Source organism: Aeromonas sp. A04 (assembly GCF_047780465.1).
GTDB classification, from domain to species: domain Bacteria; phylum Pseudomonadota; class Gammaproteobacteria; order Enterobacterales; family Aeromonadaceae; genus Aeromonas; species Aeromonas bestiarum.
On record NZ_JBLNHP010000003.1, the window covers coordinates 208904 to 229814 of the forward strand.

At 62.1% G+C, this 20911-nt stretch carries 20 protein-coding genes; 8 read left to right on the forward strand and 12 right to left on the reverse strand.

All coding sequences use genetic code 11. The annotated features are described in order from the left end of the window. Positions 1-72: 72 nt before the first annotated feature. The 11 genes from exeM to exeC form a co-directional block, all read right to left on the reverse strand. A complete protein-coding gene (gene exeM / locus ACM3N8_RS12235; RefSeq protein ID WP_043557439.1) occupies positions 73-564 on the reverse strand; it encodes a GspM family type II secretion system protein ExeM in 492 nt (163 codons plus the stop codon). After that, entirely contained in the window at positions 561-1745 is a 1185-nt protein-coding gene (gene exeL, locus ACM3N8_RS12240; RefSeq protein WP_290066016.1) for a GspL family type II secretion system protein ExeL, read from the reverse strand. The genes exeM and exeL overlap by 4 nt, the downstream gene beginning before the upstream one ends. Before the next feature lie 121 nt (positions 1746-1866). Further along, on the reverse strand, positions 1867-2862 hold the full coding sequence (exeK, locus tag ACM3N8_RS12245) for a GspK family T2SS minor pseudopilin variant ExeK (RefSeq protein ID WP_416016180.1): 996 nt from the start codon (positions 2860-2862) through the stop codon (positions 1867-1869). Positions 2863-2875: 13 nt separating this feature from the next. Then, complete coding sequence (gene exeJ, locus ACM3N8_RS12250) at positions 2876-3493, reverse strand: GspJ family T2SS minor pseudopilin variant ExeJ (protein ID WP_043557437.1); 618 nt, start codon at positions 3491-3493, stop codon at positions 2876-2878. A 182-nt stretch (positions 3494-3675) separates the two neighbouring features. Continuing rightward, positions 3676-4035: a GspI family T2SS minor pseudopilin variant ExeI gene (gene exeI, locus ACM3N8_RS12255; protein ID WP_043140785.1), complete on the reverse strand. Its 360-nt coding sequence runs from the start codon at positions 4033-4035 to the stop codon at positions 3676-3678. Beyond that, positions 4032-4583 (reverse strand): GspH family T2SS minor pseudopilin variant ExeH, encoded by a 552-nt coding sequence (exeH, locus tag ACM3N8_RS12260; RefSeq protein WP_098980847.1) that lies wholly within the window; start codon positions 4581-4583, stop codon positions 4032-4034. The genes exeI and exeH overlap by 4 nt, the downstream gene beginning before the upstream one ends. Before the next feature lie 163 nt (positions 4584-4746). After that, the gene (gene exeG / locus ACM3N8_RS12265) at positions 4747-5178 is read right to left on the reverse strand and encodes a GspG family T2SS major pseudopilin variant ExeG (protein ID WP_042868940.1); all 432 of its coding nucleotides are present in this window, start codon (positions 5176-5178) and stop codon (positions 4747-4749) included. A gap of 109 nt (positions 5179-5287) precedes the next feature. Further along, positions 5288-6508: a GspF family T2SS innner membrane protein variant ExeF gene (gene exeF, locus ACM3N8_RS12270; RefSeq protein WP_043140779.1), complete on the reverse strand. Its 1221-nt coding sequence runs from the start codon at positions 6506-6508 to the stop codon at positions 5288-5290. A gap of 71 nt (positions 6509-6579) precedes the next feature. After that, positions 6580-8085: a GspE family T2SS ATPase variant ExeE gene (gene exeE, locus ACM3N8_RS12275; protein ID WP_043557433.1), complete on the reverse strand. Its 1506-nt coding sequence runs from the start codon at positions 8083-8085 to the stop codon at positions 6580-6582. Next, positions 8085-10121 carry a GspD family T2SS secretin variant ExeD gene (exeD, locus tag ACM3N8_RS12280; protein WP_290019675.1) on the reverse strand — a complete coding sequence of 679 codons (2037 nt, stop codon included), beginning with the start codon at positions 10119-10121 and terminating at the stop codon, positions 8085-8087. Before exeD ends, exeE begins: the two co-directional genes overlap by 1 nt. Before the next feature lie 21 nt (positions 10122-10142). Then, the gene (gene exeC / locus ACM3N8_RS12285; RefSeq protein ID WP_274453362.1) at positions 10143-10991 is read right to left on the reverse strand and encodes a GspC family type II secretion system variant ExeC; all 849 of its coding nucleotides are present in this window, start codon (positions 10989-10991) and stop codon (positions 10143-10145) included. Between the two features lie 214 nt (positions 10992-11205). On the opposite strand from exeC, the gene hslR reads away from it, so the two are divergent. From hslR to ACM3N8_RS12325, 8 genes are all read left to right on the forward strand, one after another. Further along, positions 11206-11604 carry a ribosome-associated heat shock protein Hsp15 gene (gene hslR, locus ACM3N8_RS12290; RefSeq protein ID WP_043140769.1) on the forward strand — a complete coding sequence of 133 codons (399 nt, stop codon included), beginning with the start codon at positions 11206-11208 and terminating at the stop codon, positions 11602-11604. A gap of 108 nt (positions 11605-11712) precedes the next feature. Then, entirely contained in the window at positions 11713-12597 is an 885-nt protein-coding gene (gene hslO / locus ACM3N8_RS12295; protein ID WP_043140765.1) for an Hsp33 family molecular chaperone HslO, read from the forward strand. Between the two features lie 149 nt (positions 12598-12746). Next, a complete protein-coding gene (pckA, locus tag ACM3N8_RS12300) occupies positions 12747-14372 on the forward strand; it encodes a phosphoenolpyruvate carboxykinase (ATP) (RefSeq protein WP_043140762.1) in 1626 nt (541 codons plus the stop codon). A gap of 178 nt (positions 14373-14550) precedes the next feature. Beyond that, positions 14551-15216 carry a GntR family transcriptional regulator gene (locus tag ACM3N8_RS12305; protein WP_290019674.1) on the forward strand — a complete coding sequence of 222 codons (666 nt, stop codon included), beginning with the start codon at positions 14551-14553 and terminating at the stop codon, positions 15214-15216. A 33-nt stretch (positions 15217-15249) separates the two neighbouring features. Continuing rightward, the gene (locus ACM3N8_RS12310; RefSeq protein WP_290019673.1) at positions 15250-17052 is read left to right on the forward strand and encodes an aminopeptidase P family protein; all 1803 of its coding nucleotides are present in this window, start codon (positions 15250-15252) and stop codon (positions 17050-17052) included. Positions 17053-17164: 112 nt separating this feature from the next. After that, the gene (locus ACM3N8_RS12315; RefSeq protein WP_172955208.1) at positions 17165-17560 is read left to right on the forward strand and encodes a nitrous oxide-stimulated promoter family protein; all 396 of its coding nucleotides are present in this window, start codon (positions 17165-17167) and stop codon (positions 17558-17560) included. 124 nt (positions 17561-17684) lie between these two features. Beyond that, positions 17685-18137 carry a GNAT family N-acetyltransferase gene (locus ACM3N8_RS12320; protein WP_290019672.1) on the forward strand — a complete coding sequence of 151 codons (453 nt, stop codon included), beginning with the start codon at positions 17685-17687 and terminating at the stop codon, positions 18135-18137. 138 nt (positions 18138-18275) lie between these two features. Continuing rightward, complete coding sequence (locus ACM3N8_RS12325) at positions 18276-18752, forward strand: glycine zipper 2TM domain-containing protein (RefSeq protein WP_043140749.1); 477 nt, start codon at positions 18276-18278, stop codon at positions 18750-18752. Positions 18753-18827: 75 nt separating this feature from the next. Here ACM3N8_RS12325 and ACM3N8_RS12330 read toward each other — a convergent pair whose 3' ends face one another. Continuing rightward, complete coding sequence (locus ACM3N8_RS12330) at positions 18828-20807, reverse strand: bifunctional 2',3'-cyclic-nucleotide 2'-phosphodiesterase/3'-nucleotidase (protein WP_290019688.1); 1980 nt, start codon at positions 20805-20807, stop codon at positions 18828-18830. Positions 20808-20911 lie beyond the last annotated feature (104 nt).

The window sequence follows — 20911 nt, forward strand, 5'->3', positions numbered from 1 at the left end:
TGGCCTTGGCCAGGCCCGGCACCATACCGGGACGAGATGCAGGAAACCGGACGACGCCCGGCACGCCTGGCGTCATTGGGGACGACTCAACTGCAGGCGTCTGACCTTGACCAGACCCGGCGCCAGATTCTCGCGGGCCACCTCGATCACCTGCACCTGTACACCGTGCTGATCGGCCAGGCTCGCCAGCCAGATCAGCAGATCATCGAACTGGACCGTATCGATCCACACCTGCAGCTCCTGACCCTGGGGTTGCAGACGGGCAATCTTGATCTTCTGGTTGAAGGCGGTGCGGTTCACCACCCCTTCCAGGGTACCGCTGGTGTCGATCTGGCGGCCCTGACCGCCCTGCATCGCCAGCACCTCTTCCCCCTTCTCTTTCAGCCAGGCGAGCGTCTGTTGCTGGCTCAGCACCTGCCGCTCGCGCTCGGCGATGCGGTTGGCGATGGGTTGCCAGACGATCCAGTAGCAGAACCCGATAAGCAGGCAGCTGCCCCCCACGGCCACCAGCCGCTGCTCGCGGGCGCTGATGCTGCGCCACCAGCCTTGTAGTTTGTCCATCATGATGATTTACCCTTCAGCACCAGTGCCCCTTCAACCTTGCCCTCTGTGCTGCGCACCTCGCCCTGCTGCACCTCGAAGCGCTTGCCCGCCAGTTCGCGAAAGCGCTCTATCTCGGCGAAACCGGGCGCCGTCACCTGCAATCTCAGCTCGCCCCTGGCGGCGTCGAAACGCAACACCTGCGGCTTGAGGCCCGGCACCTCGGCAAAGGTGGGGGCCAGTTCGGTCAGCAGCAAGAGCACGCCATCCTGCGGGGTCTGCCCCAGCAACTTGAGGTGCTGTGCCATCTGGCTGCGTACGTTGACGATGCGGTTCTCCCCCGGGAAGATGCGGGTGTAGACCTGCCGGATCTCGGCCTTGAGGGCCTTGTCCTGCTCCGCCAGCTGATAAAGATGCATACCGCGCTGGGTCAGCGCCACCAGCAGCAAGAGCCCGGCCACCACGGCCACCTTGCGCCACTGCAGCCAGTAGCGGGAGTATTCGGTCTGCGGCCGGTAGGGGCCCTGCAACAGGTTGGCCTGGCAGTTCAGCGCCCCTTTGGCCAGCAGCAGCATGGGCAGTTCGGGATCCGCCGCCAGCCAGTTGGCCGCCGGGATCGCCGGCAAGGGGGTATGGCTGTGGATGGTGACGGGGTCGGCCTCGGCCGCCAGCAACATGGCCAGCAGCGACTCGTCGGCCACTATGCCCTGACAGGGGCCCTGACGCAGCAACCACTCCTTGCCAAGTTGCAGGGCAGACCAGCCGTCGGCAGAGGGCGGCAGGGCCAGCACGTCCGGCAACAGCTGCTGGCTCTTGAGGCCCGCCTGCTGCAGCCAGCCCAGCCAGATCTGCATCTTCTCCTTGTCGACCGCCATCAGGTCCACCTCGTGGCCCTCGTGGCCCAGCACCACCAGATGCAGCTCATCCACGTCGGATGCGATCTGCTCCTCCAGCAGGTAGGGCAAGGCGGCCGCGGCCTGACGACTGTATTTGCCCGGCAGGCTCACCCGCCGGAAGATAAGATCGCTGCCCGGTACCAGGGTCACCACGGGGCGGCCACCGGCACGCTCCCGCAACTCGCCGAGGGCATGGGCCGAGGCCAGGGTGCCGGAGGCAATAATCTCCTCCTCCTTGGCCGACCACACCAGCCACTCGACCGGTTGCTGCGCATTGGTCCCCAGACGGATGACCAGACTCTCGCTCACAAATATCTCTCCTGCCATTCCCGTCCGCATCCCTCTGGATGGGCGGGAGCGCAGCCCTCGGCTGCTGTCCAATACGGGGTCAGGGCGGGTACGGCCAGCGACCGCCACCCACACCTGTCTGTCATTCGGCGCCGCCGTTGAGGCGACGCAGCATCACCAGCTTGTTGTCCTTGCCACGCACGAAGACGCTCTCCAGCCTGGCCCGGGTATCACCCACCTCGGCGATCAGCCTGGCCTCGAAGTAGCTGCTCTTGACGTCCAGCACGGCATCCAGCCCGGGGATGGTGCTCAGCGGTACCGGCATCTGATCCGTCATCGCCTTTTTCTCCTTCCACCCCTTCTGGGGGCGGCTGGTCAGCACCCGCTTGGCGTCATCGAGCCCCACCTTGTCCAGATAGAGGGCCACCAGCAGCGCCGCCTGTTCCGGCTTGATGGTGTTGATGTTCACCAGCAGCTTGTCGCTCGGCAGGGCGCAGACATAAGGCGCCAGCCGGGCATACAGCCTGGCGCTCACACCGCGCACCGCCCTCAGCTCGTCCGTGCTGAGCATCCACTGGTTCGCGGTCAGATAAGGGGGCGTCAGCCCCTCGTAATAGGCATCTTCGGCGCCGTAGCTGGAGACCAGTGCCGTGTCCTTGTCGGTCCAGTCGCGGATGGCATCGGTCAGCTGCACCGCCTCGTAATCCTCGACCTCGAGCTGCTTGAGCAGGGCGCGAAACGCCTTGACCGGATAAGGCTGCTTCTCGAGGTCGTCACCGCTGATCCCGCCTTTCAGGGGCACGCTCAGGCTGTTGAGGTTGAAGCAGGATTGCAGATCCCGCACCCGGCCGGTCAGCTTGCCGTCATCCACCGGGAAGACAGCATCCTGCCTGGCCCAGTTCTGCCCCAGGTTCACCACATTGGGGTCATCCTTGAAATCCTGAACCAGCACCTTGCTCACCAGGGCTTCCGCCGACATGGCATACCACCAGGCCTGCTTGCCGGCGGTGAGGTTGCCGGTACGGCGCAACTCCAGCTGCAGGCGGCCACTCATGTTGCTGGCGATGATCACCATCACCGACAAGATGAGCAACACCACCAGCAGGGCCATGCCCCCCTGGCGACGACAAGACGGCATGCTGCCGGTCCGCTTAGTTCGCATTTTCAGCCCTCTGGCCACCGGCCCCGATAAGGAACTGGCGGCGAAGGGTGCCGTAATCTTCCAGATCCAGCTCCACCGCCAGGCCGTAAGGCAGCACGTTGCGCTGGGTCCACTCCTCCTTCCAGGCCCCCTTGTCGTAAAAATAGAGCCGCAGCGCCGTCACCCGATCCAGCATGGGCTGGATGCGCGGCTCAGTGCCTATCACGGGATCCGGGTAGAGATAGCTCAGCCGCTCCAGCTTGTGATCCTTGAGCCGCCAGCCGACCCGCTGCAAACCGGAACGTGGCAGCATGCCATCCGGATTGAGCCAGCCACCGCGAATGAAGGCCATGCCCCAGTCATCGCTCTGCTGGCCGAAGCGGGATGCCGCCAGCAGCACCTTGTTGTTCTCGCCGTCGATACGGCCGCTGCGGGGCACCATCTGGGTGATGTCCCGCTCCATCAGGGTGAAGGCCAGCTGCAGCTCGGAGAGGCGGGCCTCCTTCTTCTTGGCCACCTCGTCGCTGGTGAGCACCCCTTGCAGCACCTGATAGGCGCCCATGCTGAGGCTGGCGAAGATGGCGATGGCCACCAGCATTTCCAGCAGGGTGAAGCCGCCCTGACGCATGCAATGCCGAACTCGCGGCCTTGGTACTGGCGATGGCCGCATCGACGCCTCCAGCAGGGTGAAGCCGCTCTGACGCATACAATGCCGAACTCGTGGCCTTGGTACTGGCGATGGCCGCATTGACGCTTCCAGCAGGGTGAAGCCGCTCTGACGGGACTTCATTTGGGTGTCGTTGGCGGTTGTCATCGGCTGATATAGGTCCGGATGAAGGCCACTGGGCTCTCGGCCTTGGGCGCGGTACGCACTTCCATATCCAACGCCTTGAAGTTGTTGTCGGCGGTGGCGACGCCGCGATAGCGCCAGTACCAGGTCTGGCCCGCCATCTGCTCGTCCCCCTCCACCCAGCTGTCACCGGGCCACTTGGCCTCCAGCTTCTGCTGCACCAGCTGATTCTCCACCACCCAGGTCGCCAGCGTCTTCTCTTCCAGATAATTGAGCGCAGAGAGGTGCTCGCTGGCGGTTTTCATCACGGCGAGACCCGCGATGGCAAACACCGCCAGTGCGACCATGACTTCCAGCAATGTCATGCCACGGGCGTTCATTCCTCTTCCTCCTCGTCCTGCAGCAGTCGCAAGCGGCCGAATTCATCCGCCTTGACCGTACGCAGATAGCGCACATCCTCATCCTGCTGGGTCAGCGTCAGCACGAAGGGGCTGAGCTCGCCACCGGGGAAGATCAGCACCTGGGGCGTGCGCTCCTTCTCGTCCCGACCCCGCTCGGTTTTCTCGTCGGACTCGGTTCGCCAGCTGAACCCTTCGAGTTCGATGGCCAGCAGCATGGTGTCGGGCAGTTGTACCTGTCCCAGGATCTTGTCGCCGGTCAGCGCCTGCCACTTGCGATCCTTGGCGGCACGCTGCATGAACTGCCAGCCGTGATCCTCGATGCGAAGCCCGACCAGCCGGCCATCCATCACCGAATACTCCTGCGCCTGTTGCAGGGTTGCCATGAAGCGGCGCGCCTGCTTGTCGAGCTCGCGATCGCCTCTGGCCCCTCCCATGCTGAGGGTGACGGCGGTGGCCACCAGCCCCATCAGCATGGCGACCAGCAATACCTCCAGCAGGGTGAAACCCGACTGGCGATGACGCCTCATTGGTCCCACCCCACCAAGGTGACGACAGCAGACTCCAGCCTCATCAGCATGGCGCCACTCAACATCACCTCCCGCAGGGTGAAGCCGGCTTGGCGATGACGGGACGACAAGCCCCTCACGGCAGCCTCATCCACAGCAGCTTGATGGCAGCGCAATCAATCACTTATTGGAAATCCTTCAGATTCCAGTTGCCGATGTCGTCATCGGTACCGGCTTCGCCATCCAGCCCCATGGAGAAGATGTCGATCTTGCCAAACTGGCCCGGGCTCAGCATCTGGTACGGGTTGCCCCAGGGATCCTGCGGCAGGCGCTTGATGTAGCCGCCGTCACGGTAGCTGCGCGGCTCGGGGGCGGCGGTCGGCTTGTTGACCAGCGCATCCAGGCCCTGCTCGGTGGTCGGGTAACGGTTGTTGTCCAGCTTGTACATGTCGAGGGCATTTTCCAGCGCCACTATGTCGGAGACGGCTTTCTGCTGGTCAGCCTTCTCCTTGTTGCCCATCAGGTTGGGCACCACCAGACTGGCCAGGATCCCGAGGATCACTATGACCACCATGACTTCCAGCAGGGTAAAACCGGATTGACGACGCTTTTGCATGACTTACTCCCTAACGAAATGAGATGGCGCGGGCCATCAGAGATTGACCATATTGTTGAGTTCAAGCGGGTTGACGGCAGAAACGACCCGGGTCAGCTGCACGCCAACATCATAAATTCACCATGTTGTTGAGCTCGAGGATCGGCTGCAGGATCGACATCACGATAAACAGCACGACCCCGGCCATGGAGACCACCAGCAGGGGCTCGAACACGCCGAGGGCGATATTCACCTGGGTTTCAAACTCCCTGTCCTGGTTGTCAGCCGCCCGCTCCAGCATGCTGTCGAGCTCGCCGCTCTGCTCGCCGGAGGCGATCATGTGCAGCATCATGGGCGGGAAAATCTTGGTTTCATCCAGAGCCTTGCGCAGGCTGGTCCCCTCCCGCACCCGTTCGGTGGCCTCACCGATGCGAGTACGGGCGAAGTCATTGGAGAGCACCTCGCCGGCGATCTTCATCCCCTCCAGCAGGGGCACTGCGCTGGCGTTGAGTATGCTGAGGGTGCGGGCGAAACGGGCGGTGTTGAGACCACGGCTGACCCGGCCTATGACCGGCAGGCGCAGCACCACCTGATGCCAGTGACGGCGACGCTTCTCGTCGGTCAGCCACCAGCGCCAGACAAACCCACCGATAAACAGCAGCAGCAGGAACCAGAGGCCGTAATGCTGCATCAGCTCGCTGGTGCCGATGAGGAAACGGGTCGTCGCAGGCAGTTGCTGGCCCATGTGTTCAAACTGGGCAACTACCTTGGGCACGACTGCGGTGAGCAGGATCGAGATGACCCCGACCGCCACCAGAGTGAGGACTATGGGGTAGATCATCGCCTGCAGCAGCTTGGTGCGCATGTGCTGGCGCTGCTCCGTGTAGTCGGCGAGCCGGTTCAGCACCTTCTCCAGATGGCCCGATTTTTCACCGGCCGCCACCATGGAGCGAAACAGCTGATCGAACACGTGAGGGAAGGCCCCCAGCGAATCAGCCAGCGAGTAACCTTCTACCACCTTGCTGCGTACCGTCGCCACCAGGCTGCGCAGGTGGGCCTTCTCGCACTGCTCGGCCACCGCCCGCAGCGCCTCTTCGATGGTCAGCCCTGCGCCCACCAGGGTCGCCAGCTGACGGGTGATGAGGGCCAGCTCTGAGGTGGAGGCGCCACGGCGAAACAGCACGAAGCGATTCGCTTCCCGCTTTGCCTTCTCTGTGGTCTCGTTCACCTCGAGCGGGGTCAGCCCCTGCTCACGCAGTTGCTGGCGCACCTGACGGGCCGAGTCACCCTCGGTCACCCCCTGCTTCTGGCGCCCCTTGCTGTCGAGGGCTTTGTATTCAAATGCTGACAATACTCTTGCTCCTCTGCCCTAGCACTGTGACGTCTCGTTATCCCGATTCAAATCGCTTGCCTGACCAAACATCAATCTTCCCGGGTCACCCGCAGCACCTCTTCGAGGCTGGTCTGCCCCTTGAGCACCTTGTCGATGCCGTCGCGGCGTATGCTGGGGGTATGGTCCCGGATCAGCCGCTCTATGGCCAGTTCACCGCTGGCGCTGTGGATCGCCTCGCGCACCGCCTCGTCGATAACCACCAGTTCGTGAATGCCGGTCCGGCCGCGATAGCCGGTGTGGTTGCACTGCTCGCAGCCCACCGGCCGCCACACCTGCTGATCCGGCGCCAGTTCCATGCCCATGGCCAGACGCTCCTGCTCCGTGATGGGGCGCGGGGCGCGGCAATCCGGGCAGAGGGTGCGCACCAGCCGCTGGGCCAGTACCGCCAACAGGGACGAGGAGAGCAGGAAGGGCTCTATCCCCATGTCCCGCATCCGGGTGATGGCACCTATGGCGGTGTTGGTGTGCAGGGTCGACATCACCAGGTGACCGGTCAGCGACGCCTGCACCGCTATCTGGGCGGTCTCGAGGTCGCGAATTTCCCCCACCATTACCACGTCCGGATCCTGACGCAGAATGGCGCGCAGGCCGCGGGCGAAGGTCATGTCCACCTTGGTGTTGACCTGGGTCTGACCCACACCCTCCAGGTCATATTCGATAGGGTCTTCCACCGTGAGAATGTTGCGATCCCGCGAGTTGATCTCGGAGAGCGCCGCATACAGGGTGGTGGACTTGCCCGAACCGGTCGGGCCCGTCACCAATATGATGCCGTGGGGCTTGCGAATGAGTTCGCTGATGATGTTGCGGTTGGCCAGCGTCATGCCGAGCTGCTTGAGCTCGAGGCGCACGTTGTTCTTGTCGAGCAGACGCAATACCACCCGCTCGCCGTAGCTGGACGGCATGGTCGACACCCGCACGTCCACCGCCCGGCCACCGATACGCAGCGAGATGCGGCCATCCTGGGGCACCCGCTTCTCGGCTATGTCCATCCGCGACATGACCTTGATGCGCGACACCAGCAGGGAGGCCAGCTTGCGATGAGGGCGCAGTATCTCCCGCAGCACGCCATCGATGCGGAAGCGAATGACCAGCACCCGCTCGAAGGTCTCGATATGGATGTCAGACGCCTCCTCTTTTATCGCCTCGCTCAACATGGCGTTGATGAGGCGAATGATGGGGGCGTCGTCATCGGCGTCCAGCAGATCCTCGCTCTGAGGCAGTTCCTCGGCCAGCGCGAAGAAGTCCATCTCGTTGCCGAGATCTTCCATCAGCTGGCGCGCCTCGGAAGAGTCGCGCTGGTAGTGCGCCATCAGCAACTCTTCAAACTCGTCACTGCCGAGCTGCTCCACCTCGAAGGCGCAGCCCGCCACCCGCCGCACCTCCAGCAGGGTTTGCGGCGCCACCCCAGGACGGCACAGCAGCAGGGGGGTCCCCTGCCGCTCGGTCAGGACGACACCGAAGTTGCGGGCAAAGGCGAACGGCAGCTCGGGCAGGGCCGCAGGCAGACTCGTGTCATCGAGCTGGTACGCTGCCATTACTTGTTACCCACGAATGGCTGAGCTCCGTCGGCCGTCGCCTGCTGGCGCGCCTTCATCAGCTCGATCTGCTTCTGTACCTCGGGCGACTGGGTCACATCCTGGCCATATTCAGGCAGCACCTGGCGTTTGGGCGAGGTGAGGTAGTTCTCCTGAGCCGCAGCCTCGATCTGTTCGGCCCGGAACATGGTGTACTTGTTGCTGGAAATGCCGGAGTAGACGTTGGCATCCCGCAATATGGTCGGCCGGATAAAGACCATCAGGTTGCGTTTGGAGGTGGTGTTGTTGGTGGCGCGGAACAGATAGCCGAGCACGGGTATGTCGCCCAGCAAAGGTACCTTGGAAACCTTCTCCTGAGTCTGCTCATCCATCAGGCCACCCAGCACCACTGTCTCGCCGCTTTTCACCAGCACGGCGTTCTTGATGGTACGGGTATCGAAGGTGGGGCCCAGATCGGCAGTACCGGTCGCCTGTTTCTGCGCCACGCTGGAGACCTCCTGCTCGATATTGAGCAGCACGGAATCCCCTTCGTTGATCTGCGGCGTCACCACCAGCTTGGTGCCCACCGTCTTGCGCTCTATGGTGTTGAACACCTGATCGCTGGTGGTCGAGCTCTGGGAGCCGCTCTGCACCGGCACTTCCTGACCGACGTTGAAGGAGGCTTCCTTGTTGTCCATGGTGACGATACTCGGGGTGGAGAGAATATCGCTCTTGGTGTTAGTGGAGAGCGCCGTTACCAGCGCGGCCCAGTTGCCCTTGTAGAAACCGGCCGCCATGCCGTTGAAGTCTTTCGCCAAGGCAGCCAGGCCCGTGGTAGTGCCGTTATCCTGGTAATCCTTGGCGGCGATGGCCACCGAGCCGATGGGCAGACCGGTATCGGAAAACTGGGTGCCGCCGCCGTTGGTATTGGCCCACTGGACCCCGAGGTTGAGGCCGTCGCCGTCGGCAATTTCAACTATGATCGCCTCCACCAGCACCTGGGCGCGGCGGATATCCAGCTTGGCGACCACCTGCTCCAGCTCGGCCATCACATCCGGCTGGGCCGTGATGACCAGGGCATTGGTGGTCTCGTCGGCAGAGATGGCCAGCTTGCCACCCCCAATGCTGGCGCCGCCACCCGCTGTCGTGGTGGTGCCGCCGCCCTTCTTGTCCGCTTCTATGCTGGAGCTGACGCCCTTGAGCACCTCCACCATGTCCTTGGCCTTGCCATATTTCAGGTAGAAGACCCGGGTGTTGCCCTGGCTCTGCAGATCCCGGTCGAGCTGGCGCACCATCTGTATGATGCGGGCCCGCGCCTTGGGTTCGCCACTGACCACCACAGAGTTGGTACGCTCGTCGGCCACCACCTTGGGGGCCAGCAGCAGGGAGGTGTTGCCGCCCTGACTGTTGCCATCCTTGTTGAGGTTGGTCACCAGCCGCACCATCTCGCCGGCGGAGGCATATTTCAGCTTGATGATGTCCACTTCCTGATCCCCCGCCTTGTCGACCCGGCGAACCACTTCCACCAGACGGTTGACCACGGCGGCACGGCCCGTGATGAGCAGCACGTTGGAGGGATCGTAATGGACCACGTTGCCGCCACCGGCGTTGTCATTGAGCTGACGCAGCAGGGGCGCCAGTTCGCGCACCGAGACGTTGCGCACCGGCACTACCCGGGTCACCATCTCGTCGCCTATCCCCGGGTTGGTCTCATCCACCACCGGGATGGCCGAGGTCTTGGCGTCCTTGGAGCGCACCACCTTGAGCACACCGTTATCCATGGGCACCACGGCGAAGCCATAGACGTCGAGCACGCTCAGGAAGAACTGGTAGTACTGCTCCTCGTTGAGCAGGTCGTAACTGCGGACGTTGATCTTGCCGCGCACCGAAGGCTCTATGATGATGGTCTTGCTCAGGTTCTTGCCGACCGTGTTGATGAACTCTTCGATATCGGCATTCTTGAAGCTGGCAGAATACTCGGTGGCCCAGGCGGAGCCCGCCATCATCAGCGCCGCCGCAACCGTGGCCAGACGCCAGCCCTTCCCTTTATTTATCATTCTTGGTGCTACTCCAAATCATTATTCTGACAAGCCGACATAAACGTCGTAGAGCTGTCCTTGCCGCTCGACGGTGACGGTCATTTCCGTGGCGCCAGCCACCTGCTGCATTGCCTGCATGGCCTGAGCGTTATCCCGCAAATCCAGGCCATTGATGCTGACCGCCATGTCGTTGGCGACCAGACCGAGTTGATTGAACAGCTCTGGATTGCTGCCCGGATTGAGGCGATAGCCGACCATGCGGCCATCTACCCGCACCGGGGAAATATTGAGGTAATCGGTGATCTTGCCGGGGTTGCCCAGCAGTTCGCTGCGCACCGAGGAGAGCTTGTCATCCTGATTGCCCGGTTTGGGCAGGGGCTTGCCGTACTCTTCCCCGTCCAGCATCAGGGTCTCGTCCCGCCCGTCCCGCTCTATGATGACGCGATCGGCGAACACCTGACGAATTTTGGCCTGGGTGCCATCGATGAAATCACCGATGCCATAGGAGTTCTGCACGCCGTTGTGGGCGATGATGGCGATGGATTTGGCCGGATCTGAACTCGCCAGCACACCGTTGAGCTGGGCGTTGAGCTGAGTCTTGGGGGCATCGGCTGCGACAGCATCGGCCGCCTGGGCCTGTTGCTTCGCCTTGCCGAACAGCGACAGCCGGCTGATGCCGCCGAGATCGAGCCGGGCCGAACCTTGGCCCTGACTGGCGACCATGGCCGGCTGCCAGGGTTGGCTGGCCTGCTGGCTGCCGAGATCCAGCAGACGCCAGGTGAGGCCCGCGCACTGGTGGGCCAGCAACAGCAGCAGAAGCCAGAACAGGGGCTGGCTGAAACGGGAGAGCGGCACGGTTTTGCAACGGGCCAGAAGGGAGCTCAACAAGTCATCCCTGAACGGTAGCGTCATGTTTATCAATATATTCTGGCATCCAAATCGGTTGGCTATTGTGTACGGCAATGGACCCAGAGACAACCGACCGGATGGGATGAAGCTGCGAAAATTGACATTCCGTCACACCATAAGCCCCCCCGTTTCTATCCCGAGGCCTGCCTCTGGTATAATCAGGCTCCCCTTTCAGCCATCCCGGAGTCGATTCATGCCGAATCCCGCAGAAACCACAACCCAGGTCCGCCTCGACAAATGGTTGTGGGCGGCGCGTTTTTACAAGACCCGCAGCCTGGCCCGCGAGCAGATTGAAGGGGGCAAGGTGCACTACAACGGCCAGCGCAGCAAGCCGGGCAAGGCCGTCGAAGCCGGTGCTCTCATCCGTGTCTGGCAAGGCCAGGACGAACGGGAGGTGCGGGTGCTGCAAGTGAGCGAACAGCGCAAGTCCGCCCCGCTGGCCCAGCTGCTCTATGAAGAGACGGAAGCCAGCCTGAAAAAACGGGCCGAGAACAGCGAGGCGCGCCGCTTCAACAGCCAGTTTGCCCCGAGCCCCGAGCGTCGTCCCGACAAGCAGGAGCGGCGCCAGCTGATCAAGGTCAAGCAATACTGACTCGCCAACGTGGCCCTTTTATGACGACAGGAAACGGGATTAGTTCCTAACCACCTGTTTAATAATGTTTTTATCTATTTACCTCACCTAAGAACCCAGGAATGCATGATGAGTAACCAAGATCTCCTGTATCGCTATCTGTTTGAAGAGTACGAAGTCCGGGGTGAGCTGGTCCAGCTGGACCATACCTACCGCCACGTGGTGGAAGCCCAGAACTATCCGGTGCAGGTGCAAAAACTCCTGGGTGAGCTGCTGGTTGCCACCAGCCTGCTGACCGCCACCCTCAAGTTTGAAGGCTCCATCACAGTGCAGTTGCAGGGCGATGGCCCGGTGCGCCTCGCCGTCATCAACGGTGACAACAACCAGCAACTGCGCGGCGTGGCCCGTTTTGAGGGCGAGCTGCCGAGCGATGGCAAGCTGCAGAGCCTGATCGGCGAAGGTCAGCTGATCATCACCATCACCCCGGAGCAGGGCGAGCGCTACCAGGGCATCATAGCGCTGGACGCCGACACCCTGGCAGGCTGCCTGGAGCACTACTTCGCCCAGTCAGAACAGCTGGCCACCAAGCTGTGGATCCGTACCGGCTACCACCAGGGTGAGCCCCGCGCCGCAGGCATACTGCTGCAGGCGCTGCCCGCCCAGAGCGAGGATCACAGCGCAGATTTCGATCACCTGACCCAGCTCACCGCCACCATCAAGGATGAAGAGCTGTTCGGCCTGGAAGCGGAAGAGATCCTCTACCGCCTCTACCACCAGGACAAGGTGCGGGTGTTCGATCCGCAGGCGGTCGAGTTCCGCTGCACCTGCTCCCGCGCACGCTGCGAAGGGGCCCTGCTGCAGATAGAAAAGGAAGAAGTCATGGAGATGGTGCAGGAGCTCGGCAAGATCGACATGCATTGTGATTATTGCGGCGCCCAGTACCAATTCGACGGGATCGACGTCGAAACCCTGTTCAGCAGGGCTCCCGATAATGATGCAAACAAGTTACACTAATTGAAGGCGGGCAAAACCCGCCTTTAACTTAAATAACAAAAAAATACCCTATTTTATAAAGTTTGATGGCGATCGCTAAACTCTACCACCTAAGTGATAGGATGAACGCCAGATAGAACCCTACAAACCTCTGAACCCAGGAGAATACAATGACAATCGTGGCAGAACCCACCCTGGCCCAACAATTAGGACTGGACCAGTACGGTATCAAAAACAGCCAAGAAATCGTTCGCAACCCCTCTTACGATCAGCTTTTCGCGGAAGAGACACGTTCTGACCTGGAAGGGTTCGAGCGCGGCGTGGTGACCGAGCTGGGCGCCGTCAACGTAAACACCGGCATCTTCACCGGCCGCTCCCCGAAAGATAAATATATCGTCAAAGACGCTACTACCCAGAATACTGTGTGGTGGTCTGACCAGGGTAAAAACGATAACAAAGCTATTACCCCGGAAGTGTGGTCACATCTGAAATCCCTGGTGACCAAACAGCTCTCCGGCAAGCGCCTGTTTGTGGTTGATGGCTTCTGCGGTGCCAACCCGGATACCCGTCTGGCCGTGCGCGTCATCACAGAGGTGGCCTGGCAGGCTCACTTCGTCAAGAACATGTTCATTCGCCCAAGCGATGAAGAGCTGAAAGCCTTCAAACCTGACTTCGTGGTGATGAACGGTGCCAAGTGCACCAACCCGAACTGGAAGGAGCAGGGTCTCAACTCCGAGAACTTCGTCGCCTTCAACCTGACCGAGAAGATCCAGCTCATCGGCGGCACCTGGTACGGTGGCGAGATGAAGAAGGGCATGTTCTCCATGATGAACTACTTCCTGCCCCTGCGCGGCATTGCCTCCATGCACTGCTCCGCCAACGTGGGTCAGGACGGCGACGTAGCCATCTTCTTCGGCCTCTCCGGCACCGGCAAGACCACTCTCTCCACCGATCCCAAGCGTCAGCTGATCGGCGATGACGAGCACGGCTGGGACGACGACGGCGTGTTCAACTTCGAAGGGGGTTGCTACGCCAAGACCATCAAGCTCTCCAAGGAAGCCGAGCCGGACATCTTCAACGCCATCCGTCGCGATGCGCTGCTGGAGAACGTGACCGTTGCCGCCGATGGCACCATCGACTTCGATGATGGCTCCAAGACCGAGAATACCCGGGTCTCCTACCCCATCTATCACATCGAAAACATCGTCAAGCCGGTCTCCAAGGCGGGTCATGCCAACAAGGTGATCTTCCTGACCGCCGATGCCTTCGGCGTGCTGCCCCCTGTCTCCAAGCTGACCAAGGAGCAGACCAAGTACCACTTCCTGTCCGGCTTCACCGCCAAACTGGCCGGTACCGAGCGTGGCATCACAGAACCGACCCCGACCTTCTCCTCCTGCTTCGGTGCGGCCTTCCTCAGCCTGCACCCGACCAAGTACGGTCAGGAGCTGGTGAAACGGATGGAAGCGGCCGGCGCAGAAGCCTATCTGGTCAACACCGGCTGGAACGGCACCGGCAAGCGCATCTCCATCAAGGATACCCGCGCCATCATAGACGCCATCCTGGACGGTTCCATCGAGAAGGCCGAGACCAAGGTGCTGCCGATCTTCAATCTGGAAGTGCCGACCGCGCTGCACGACGTGAACCCGGCGATCCTCGACCCGCGCGACACTTACGCCAACAAGGCCGAGTGGGATGCCAAGGCCCAGGATCTGGCCCAGCGCTTTATCAAGAACTTCGAGCGCTTCACCGACAACGAAGAGGGCAAGCGCCTGGTTGCTGCGGGTCCGCAGCTGTAACACCAGCCTCCCTTCTCTTGCCGACATCCATACCGGTCAGCCCTGCTGACCGGTATTTTTTTAACCAGAGGACGGCGTTTGATCCCCGCCAAACCTTGCCTTGTGGGCGGTTGCGCGTTAGATTCAGCCCAACTTTATACAATATACAATTTTGTAACGAATCCCCTGTGACCCGACCATGACCCCACCCTACAAGACCCGAACCCAGATGGTGATGGAAAATCTCCGTGGCCGGATCCTGCGTGGCGAATTCCCCGCCGGCGCCCCCCTGCGTCAGGATGCCATCGCCAAGGAGCTGGCGGTGAGCCGCATTCCGGTGCGCGAAGCCCTGATGCAGCTGGAGGCCCAGGGGCTGGTGAAGTTCGAGGCCCACCGCGGCGCCGTGGTCACCATGCTGGACGCCTCGGCCATCGAGGAGCTCTTTTATTTGCGAGCCCTGCTGGAAGCCGATACCCTGTTTCACGCCGTGGATATGATGACGGAGGAGACCTTCGTCAAGGCACAGGCCATCCTCGCCCAGTTTGATCAGGCGCTCGAGTCTGGCACCCAGATCGAACACTGGGCCGAATTGAACCACAGTTTTCACGCCACCCTCTATCAGGCTGCCGGCCGCCCCCAGGCGCTGGAGCTGATCGCCCAGATCAATCTGAGCTGTGACCGCTATGTGCGCTTCGAGCTGCTGTTTGCCAGCGACGGAGTGGACAAGGCCGAGCGTGAACACGCCCAATTGCTGGAACTGTGCCGAGCCCGTCGCAAACACGAGGCCGTGGTGCTGCTCAAGCAACATATCGAGGCGGCTGGCCAGTCGATCAAGCGGATCCTGGACAGCGGCCACCACCAATGAACACTCACATCACAACAATCTGGCATTAACGACATGAATCATTTCGAGATTATTGAAACCCGCGTCGCCCAGGTCAGGGCCACACTGGCCACACAAGAGCTGGACGCCTTCATAGTCCCCCACGATGACGAGCACCTGGGCGAGTACATTCCCGCCTACGCCGAGCGTCTGGACTGGATCACGGGTTTCAACGGCTCCGCCGGGCTCGCCATCATAATGGCGCAGCGGGCGGCCCTGTTCATCGACGGTCGTTACACGGTGCAGGCCCGCATGCAGGCACCGGCCGAGCTGTTTGAGTTTCTCCATCTGAACGAAGATCCCCACGTCCAGTGGCTGGCGGATCAGCTGCCGTCCGGCTCCCGGGTCGGCTTCGATGCCCGCCTGCACAGCCTGGCCTGGTATCAAAACGCCAGGGCCGTGCTGACCGAGCGCGGTATCGAGCTGGTACGCGTGGAGCAGAACCCCATAGACCTGCACTGGAGCGATCGCCCCGCCCCCACCAAGACCCCAGTCATCCTCTACAGCGAGGAGTTGGCGGGCCAGTCGAGCCAGGCCAAGCGTGAACTGCTGGCCAGCGATCTGCGCAAACGCGGGCTGGATGCGGTGCTGCTGACCCAGGCCGAGCCCATCAACTGGCTGCTCAACCTGCGCGGTCGCGACGTGGAGCGGCTGCCGGTGGTATTGGGCTTTGCCGTGCTCTACGCCAACACCAGCATGGATTTCTTCGTCGACACTGACAAGATCGACTGCTTCGCCTTCAGCCAGCACGTAGGGCAGGATGTCTCCGTCTACCCCATCGACAAGCTGGGTGACGTGCTGCAACGCATAGGGGAAGACCAGCAAAAAGTGCTGGCCGACCCCAACACGGCCAACGCCTGGACCCAGCTCATCATGGAAGAGGCGGGCGCCATCCTGGTGGCCGGCCAGGATCCGACCATGCTGCCGAAGGCGTGCAAGAACGCCGTTGAGCTGGCCGGCATGCAGCGCGCCCACCTGCGCGATGGCGTCGCCGTCACCCGCTTCCTCGCCTGGCTGGATCGGCTGATCGCCGCCGGCGAGTTTGAAGGGGTGGACGAAGGCACACTGGCGGACCAGCTGGAAGCCTTCCGCCACGAGCAGGAGCACTACGTCGAGCCGAGCTTCGATACCATCTCGGCACTGGGCCCCAACGCCGCCATGTGCCACTACCGTCACACCAACGGCACACCGCGCGCCTTCGGTCAGGACAGCATCTATCTGGTGGACTCCGGCGCCCAGTATCTGGACGGCACCACCGACATCACCCGCACCGTCAAGGTGGGTGAGGTCACCGACGAGCACAAGGCCATGTTCACCCGGGTGCTGCAGGGTCATATCGCGCTGGATCAGGCCTGCTTCCCGCGCGGCACCGCCGGCATCCAGCTCGACGTACTGGCCCGCATGCCGCTGTGGCAGGCCGGTTACAACTATGACCACGGCACAGGCCACGGCGTCGGCCACTTCCTGAGCGTGCACGAAGGCCCGCAGCGCATCGCCCCCAAGGGCAGCCTGGTGGCCCTGCAGCCGGGCATGGTGCTCTCCAACGAGCCGGGTTACTACCGGGAAGATGCGTTCGGCATCCGCTGCGAGAACCTGGTGGTGGTGACCGAGCAGGAGCAGATCGGCGAGCTGTCGATGCTGGGCTTCGAGCGGCTGACTTACGTGCCGTTCGATACCCGCCTCATCGAGCGCAGCCTGCTGAGCCCGGCCGAGTTCCGCTGGATCAACGAATACCATGTCGAGGTGTTCCGCCGCCTGAGCCCGCTGCTGGAGGGCGAGGATCTCGCCTGGCTGGAACAGGCAACCAGCCTCATCTAAGCGCAGACAAGCAGAGTTGTCTGATGAGACAGGGCCCGCGGGCCCTGTTTTTTTGCCCGCCGGCTTGACCTGTATCAAGACCCCGCCGGGGCAGGTCAGGACAATGACCCCCATGAAAACCCATCACCCCGATCCCGTGCGCCAGCCCCGTGCCCGCAAGGCACCCGAGCACCCCAGGCTCAAGCGGGAGCAGCAGACGGTCAGCGCCATGATCCGCCTCTACTGCGACCACCATCATCAGGATCCCGCCTGCCGCCACTGCCAGCAGCTGCAAGCCTTCGCCCACCAGCGCCTGCGGCGCTGCCGCTATGGCCACGGCCACAAACCCACCTGTGCCAACTGCAACATCCACTGCTACGCCCCGGCCATGCGCAAACAGATACAGCTGATCATGAAGTGGAGCGGCCCGCGCATGCTGTGGCATCACCCCTGGCTCGCCCTGCGCCACCTGCTGGACAGCCGCCGCAAGGCCCCCAGATTGCCCAGCAACCGGCCCCTGCCGCCCTGAACCGGGCAAGCTGCGACGCCCGCCCCCATCACCAGACCCGCTTGCATCAGCCCGGATGGCCCACTAACCTGTGACTCCTTTTTGACTGCCGCACGGCAGCACGCACGCAATGACAGGAGCCCGGATGCATCAGCCCCCCGTTTTGAGAGTGGCCCGCCACGCCGACATGCACGCCATCTGGCAGATAGACGTCAATGTCTTCGGGGAGGATGTCTACCCCGGTTTCTTCTTCCGTCAGGCCATGGATCTCTGGCCCGAGCTGCTGCTGGTGGCCGAGCTGGACGGCAAACTGCTGGGCTATGCCCTGGGCGGGCTGGGACAGGATCGGTCGCAGGGCTGGCTGCTCTCCCTGGCTGTGTTGCCCGAGGCGCGCGGCTTCGGCCTGGCCGAGCGCATGATGCTGCAGGTGGAGCAGGGACTGGCAAAACTGGGGATCGATCGGATCAAACTGACGGTGGATCCCGCCAATCCGGCCCAACGCCTCTACTTTCGACTCGGTTATCAGCAACTGGCCGAGGAGCGCGACTATTTCGGCCCGGGCGAGGATCGCCTGCTGCTGGAAAAACGGCTCGGCTGAGCCACTGCTGACGGGATTTGCGGCGCCCGGGTCTTATAATTGGTTACACTTTGCTGGTTTCATGCCCAATCCGGTTGGCGTAAAGTTGAACTCACTGACCGAATTAACCAGATCAGATGCCAGCCCAGGAGGCCCATCATGTTGAAACGTATCACCCTTATCGCCTTGTTGGCCGCCACCACAGCCACCACCCTCAGCGGCTGTGCCAACAGCGACGTCTACTCCGGTGATGTCTACACCAAGGATCGTGCCAAGCAGGTCCAGACCGTCAGCTACGGCACCATACTCTCCACCCGCCCGGTCAAGATCCAGGCCGATGAGAACTCCCTGGTCGGCACCATAGGCGGCGCCGTGGTCGGCGGCCTGCTCGGCAGCACCATAGGGGGCGGTCGCGGCAGCGACATCGCCGCCGCCGGTGGCGCCATCGCCGGGGCCGCCGCCGGCAAGGCCGCCGGTGACAAGTTCAATCAGGTCGATGGCGTCGAGCTCGAGATCAAGAAAGAGAACGGCGAATCCATCGTAGTGGTGCAAAAAGCCAGCCCCACCTTCGTGCCGGGCGCCCGGGTACGCATGACCCAGGGCAATGGCAGCATCAACGTGGCCGTAGTGAACTAAGCACAGGCCAGCAGCCGCCCACGAAAAAGCCCTCGCACTGCGAGGGCTTTTTTTATCGCCGGTGTCAGTCAGGCATTACTGACGGATCAGGCGGAAGATGGCGTAGCCGGGGTGCTTGGCATCGTCCATCGGCAGGGTGGACTTGTACTCCAGATCCGCACCGGCCAGCTGCCTGGCCTCTTCGCGGGGAGAGGAGTAGAGCCGCACGTCCACGTTGGCCGGCAGTACCTTCATATGCCAGTTGTTGTTGGCCGCCGGGCTGAAACCACCCGGATTGTCGGCAGACTGGGCCTTCAGGTACTGGGCTATGATCTCCCGCGTCTCGGAGGGATCTTCATGCACTATGTTGCTGCCGTCTATGCCCGGGAAGTGGCCGCCACCGCTGGCGCGGTAGTTGTTGGTCACCACGTAGAACTTCTGGGCCGGATCCATGGGCTGACCGTTGAAGGTGAGCCCGCTGATGCGCTGACCATCGCTGACCTTGGCCCCTTCCTTGCTATAACGGGCCGGCTGGGTGATATCCACCTCGTAGTTCACCCCGTCGATCACGTCGAAGTTGTAGGTGGGGAACTTCTCGTTCACCAGCCACTGCACCTCTGTCTTGCCGGTATCTATCTGGTTGAACTGACCGGCGCTCATCTCCAGCCACTCCTTGACGGTGGCCCCGTTCACCTCGACCACCTGCAGGGTGTTCGGGTAGATGTAGAGGTCGGAGACGTTGCGCAGGGAGATGTCGCCCTGGGCCACATAGGTGAAGTCGTTGATGCCGTTGCGACCGCCGCGGAAGGGCGCCGCCACCGACAGGATCGGGTAGGACTCCTTGAGCAGACCGTCCTGTTGCAGCTGTTCGGCGTAGCGGCGCTGGGCATCGCTCACCAGTTGCACCGAAGGGTCATCCTGCACCAGGGCGAAGAAGCTGTGGATGGAGGAGGTGATCTTGCCGAGCGGCTCGTCCAGCCACTGGTTGGTGGCGTCGTGATCGGCCTGCACCAGGTCCACCACCCGCTGATCCACGGCGCTGCCTTCGCTGGAGTCGATCTTGCGCAGGCTGGCCTGGCTCTGTTTCACCTGCCACTTGCCGTCTACCTGCTGCAGGGTGAGGTCTATGATACCGAGGTGGTTGCCCCAGTAGCCGGGCATCACGGTCGGCACGCCGCTCAGGGTACCGGCCTGGTTGTCCACCTCCGGCAGATCCGGGAAGTCGCCTGGGAAGTTCTTGTGGGCGTGGCCCAGCATCAGGGCATCCACCCCTTTCACCTTGGCCAGATGCCAGGCGGAGTTCTCCATCATGGCCTCGTAGCTGCTGGCGTTGATGCCGGTATGGGCCACCACCACGACTATATCGGCGCCCTTGGCACGCAGCTCGGGCACATAGTGGTTGGCGGTCTCGACCATGTCGGCCACCACCACCTTGCCCTCCAGATGACGCTTGTCCCACTGCAGCACCTGCGGCGGGGTCAGCCCCAGTATGCCCACCTTGACGGTCTGCAGCTGGCCCTTGTCATCCTTCACCTTGCGCTCAAGCAGCAGGTAGGGCTTGAACTTGTTGCCGCTCCAGTCGATCTGCCCCTTGGCATCGCGCTTGAAGGCGCCCGCCTCGAACACGTTGGCGTTCACATAGGGGAACTTGGCGCCCTGCAGTGTCTTGGTGAGGTAATCCAGCCCGTAGTTGAACTCGTGGTTGCCCAGGTTGCCGGCGTCATAGCCGATCTCGTTCATGGCCTTGAACACAGGATGGGCCTGCTTGTCGAGGTAGCCGGCACCGGATTGCTCGAAGATGTAATCCGCCAGCGGCGTGCCCTGGATCAGGTCACCGTTGTCGAGCAGCAGGTTGTTGGGGTTTTCGGCGCGGGCCGCGCGGATCAGCAGCGCGGTGCGGGAGAAGCCAAACTTGCGATCCTCCTTGTTCTGGTAGTAGTCATACCCCAGCACGTTGGAGTGGATATCGGAGGTCTGGATCAGACGCAGGGCAACCGCTCCCGGTTGCGCCTTGCTGTCGTTTTCGTTGCTACAGGCAGACAACAGCACGATGGCTGCAATAGCACCCAGCTTCATGGTTTTATTCACTGTCTTGTCCCTTTTATTATGAGTGTCGCTTTACCAGCGACGGGAATTTAACAGACGAATATGTCAGGGCATGAAGCCGGGATTAATTTTTA

Bases quoted from the DNA above. Each gene is read 5' to 3' on its own strand.
- exeM (WP_043557439.1), bottom strand. From the start codon at position 564: ATGATGGACAAACTACAAGGCTGGTGGCGCAGCATCAGCGCCCGCGAG.
- exeK (WP_416016180.1), bottom strand. From the start codon at position 2,862: ATGCCGTCTTGTCGTCGCCAGGGGGGCATGGCCCTGCTGGTGGTGTTG.
- exeJ (WP_043557437.1), bottom strand. From the start codon at position 3,493: ATGCGTCAGGGCGGCTTCACCCTGCTGGAAATGCTGGTGGCCATCGCC.
- exeI (WP_043140785.1), bottom strand. From the start codon at position 4,035: ATGAACGCCCGTGGCATGACATTGCTGGAAGTCATGGTCGCACTGGCG.
- exeH (WP_098980847.1), bottom strand. From the start codon at position 4,583: ATGAGGCGTCATCGCCAGTCGGGTTTCACCCTGCTGGAGGTATTGCTG.
- exeG (WP_042868940.1), bottom strand. From the start codon at position 5,178: ATGCAAAAGCGTCGTCAATCCGGTTTTACCCTGCTGGAAGTCATGGTG.
- exeE (WP_043557433.1), bottom strand. From the start codon at position 8,085: ATGGCAGCGTACCAGCTCGATGACACGAGTCTGCCTGCGGCCCTGCCC.
- exeD (WP_290019675.1), bottom strand. From the start codon at position 10,121: ATGATAAATAAAGGGAAGGGCTGGCGTCTGGCCACGGTTGCGGCGGCG.
- hslR (WP_043140769.1), top strand. From the start codon at position 11,206: ATGCCGAATCCCGCAGAAACCACAACCCAGGTCCGCCTCGACAAATGG.
- hslO (WP_043140765.1), top strand. From the start codon at position 11,713: ATGAGTAACCAAGATCTCCTGTATCGCTATCTGTTTGAAGAGTACGAA.
- pckA (WP_043140762.1), top strand. From the start codon at position 12,747: ATGACAATCGTGGCAGAACCCACCCTGGCCCAACAATTAGGACTGGAC.
- ACM3N8_RS12305 (WP_290019674.1), top strand. From the start codon at position 14,551: ATGACCCCACCCTACAAGACCCGAACCCAGATGGTGATGGAAAATCTC.
- ACM3N8_RS12310 (WP_290019673.1), top strand. From the start codon at position 15,250: ATGAATCATTTCGAGATTATTGAAACCCGCGTCGCCCAGGTCAGGGCC.
- ACM3N8_RS12315 (WP_172955208.1), top strand. From the start codon at position 17,165: ATGAAAACCCATCACCCCGATCCCGTGCGCCAGCCCCGTGCCCGCAAG.
- ACM3N8_RS12320 (WP_290019672.1), top strand. From the start codon at position 17,685: ATGCATCAGCCCCCCGTTTTGAGAGTGGCCCGCCACGCCGACATGCAC.
- ACM3N8_RS12325 (WP_043140749.1), top strand. From the start codon at position 18,276: ATGTTGAAACGTATCACCCTTATCGCCTTGTTGGCCGCCACCACAGCC.
- ACM3N8_RS12330 (WP_290019688.1), bottom strand. From the start codon at position 20,807: ATGAAGCTGGGTGCTATTGCAGCCATCGTGCTGTTGTCTGCCTGTAGC.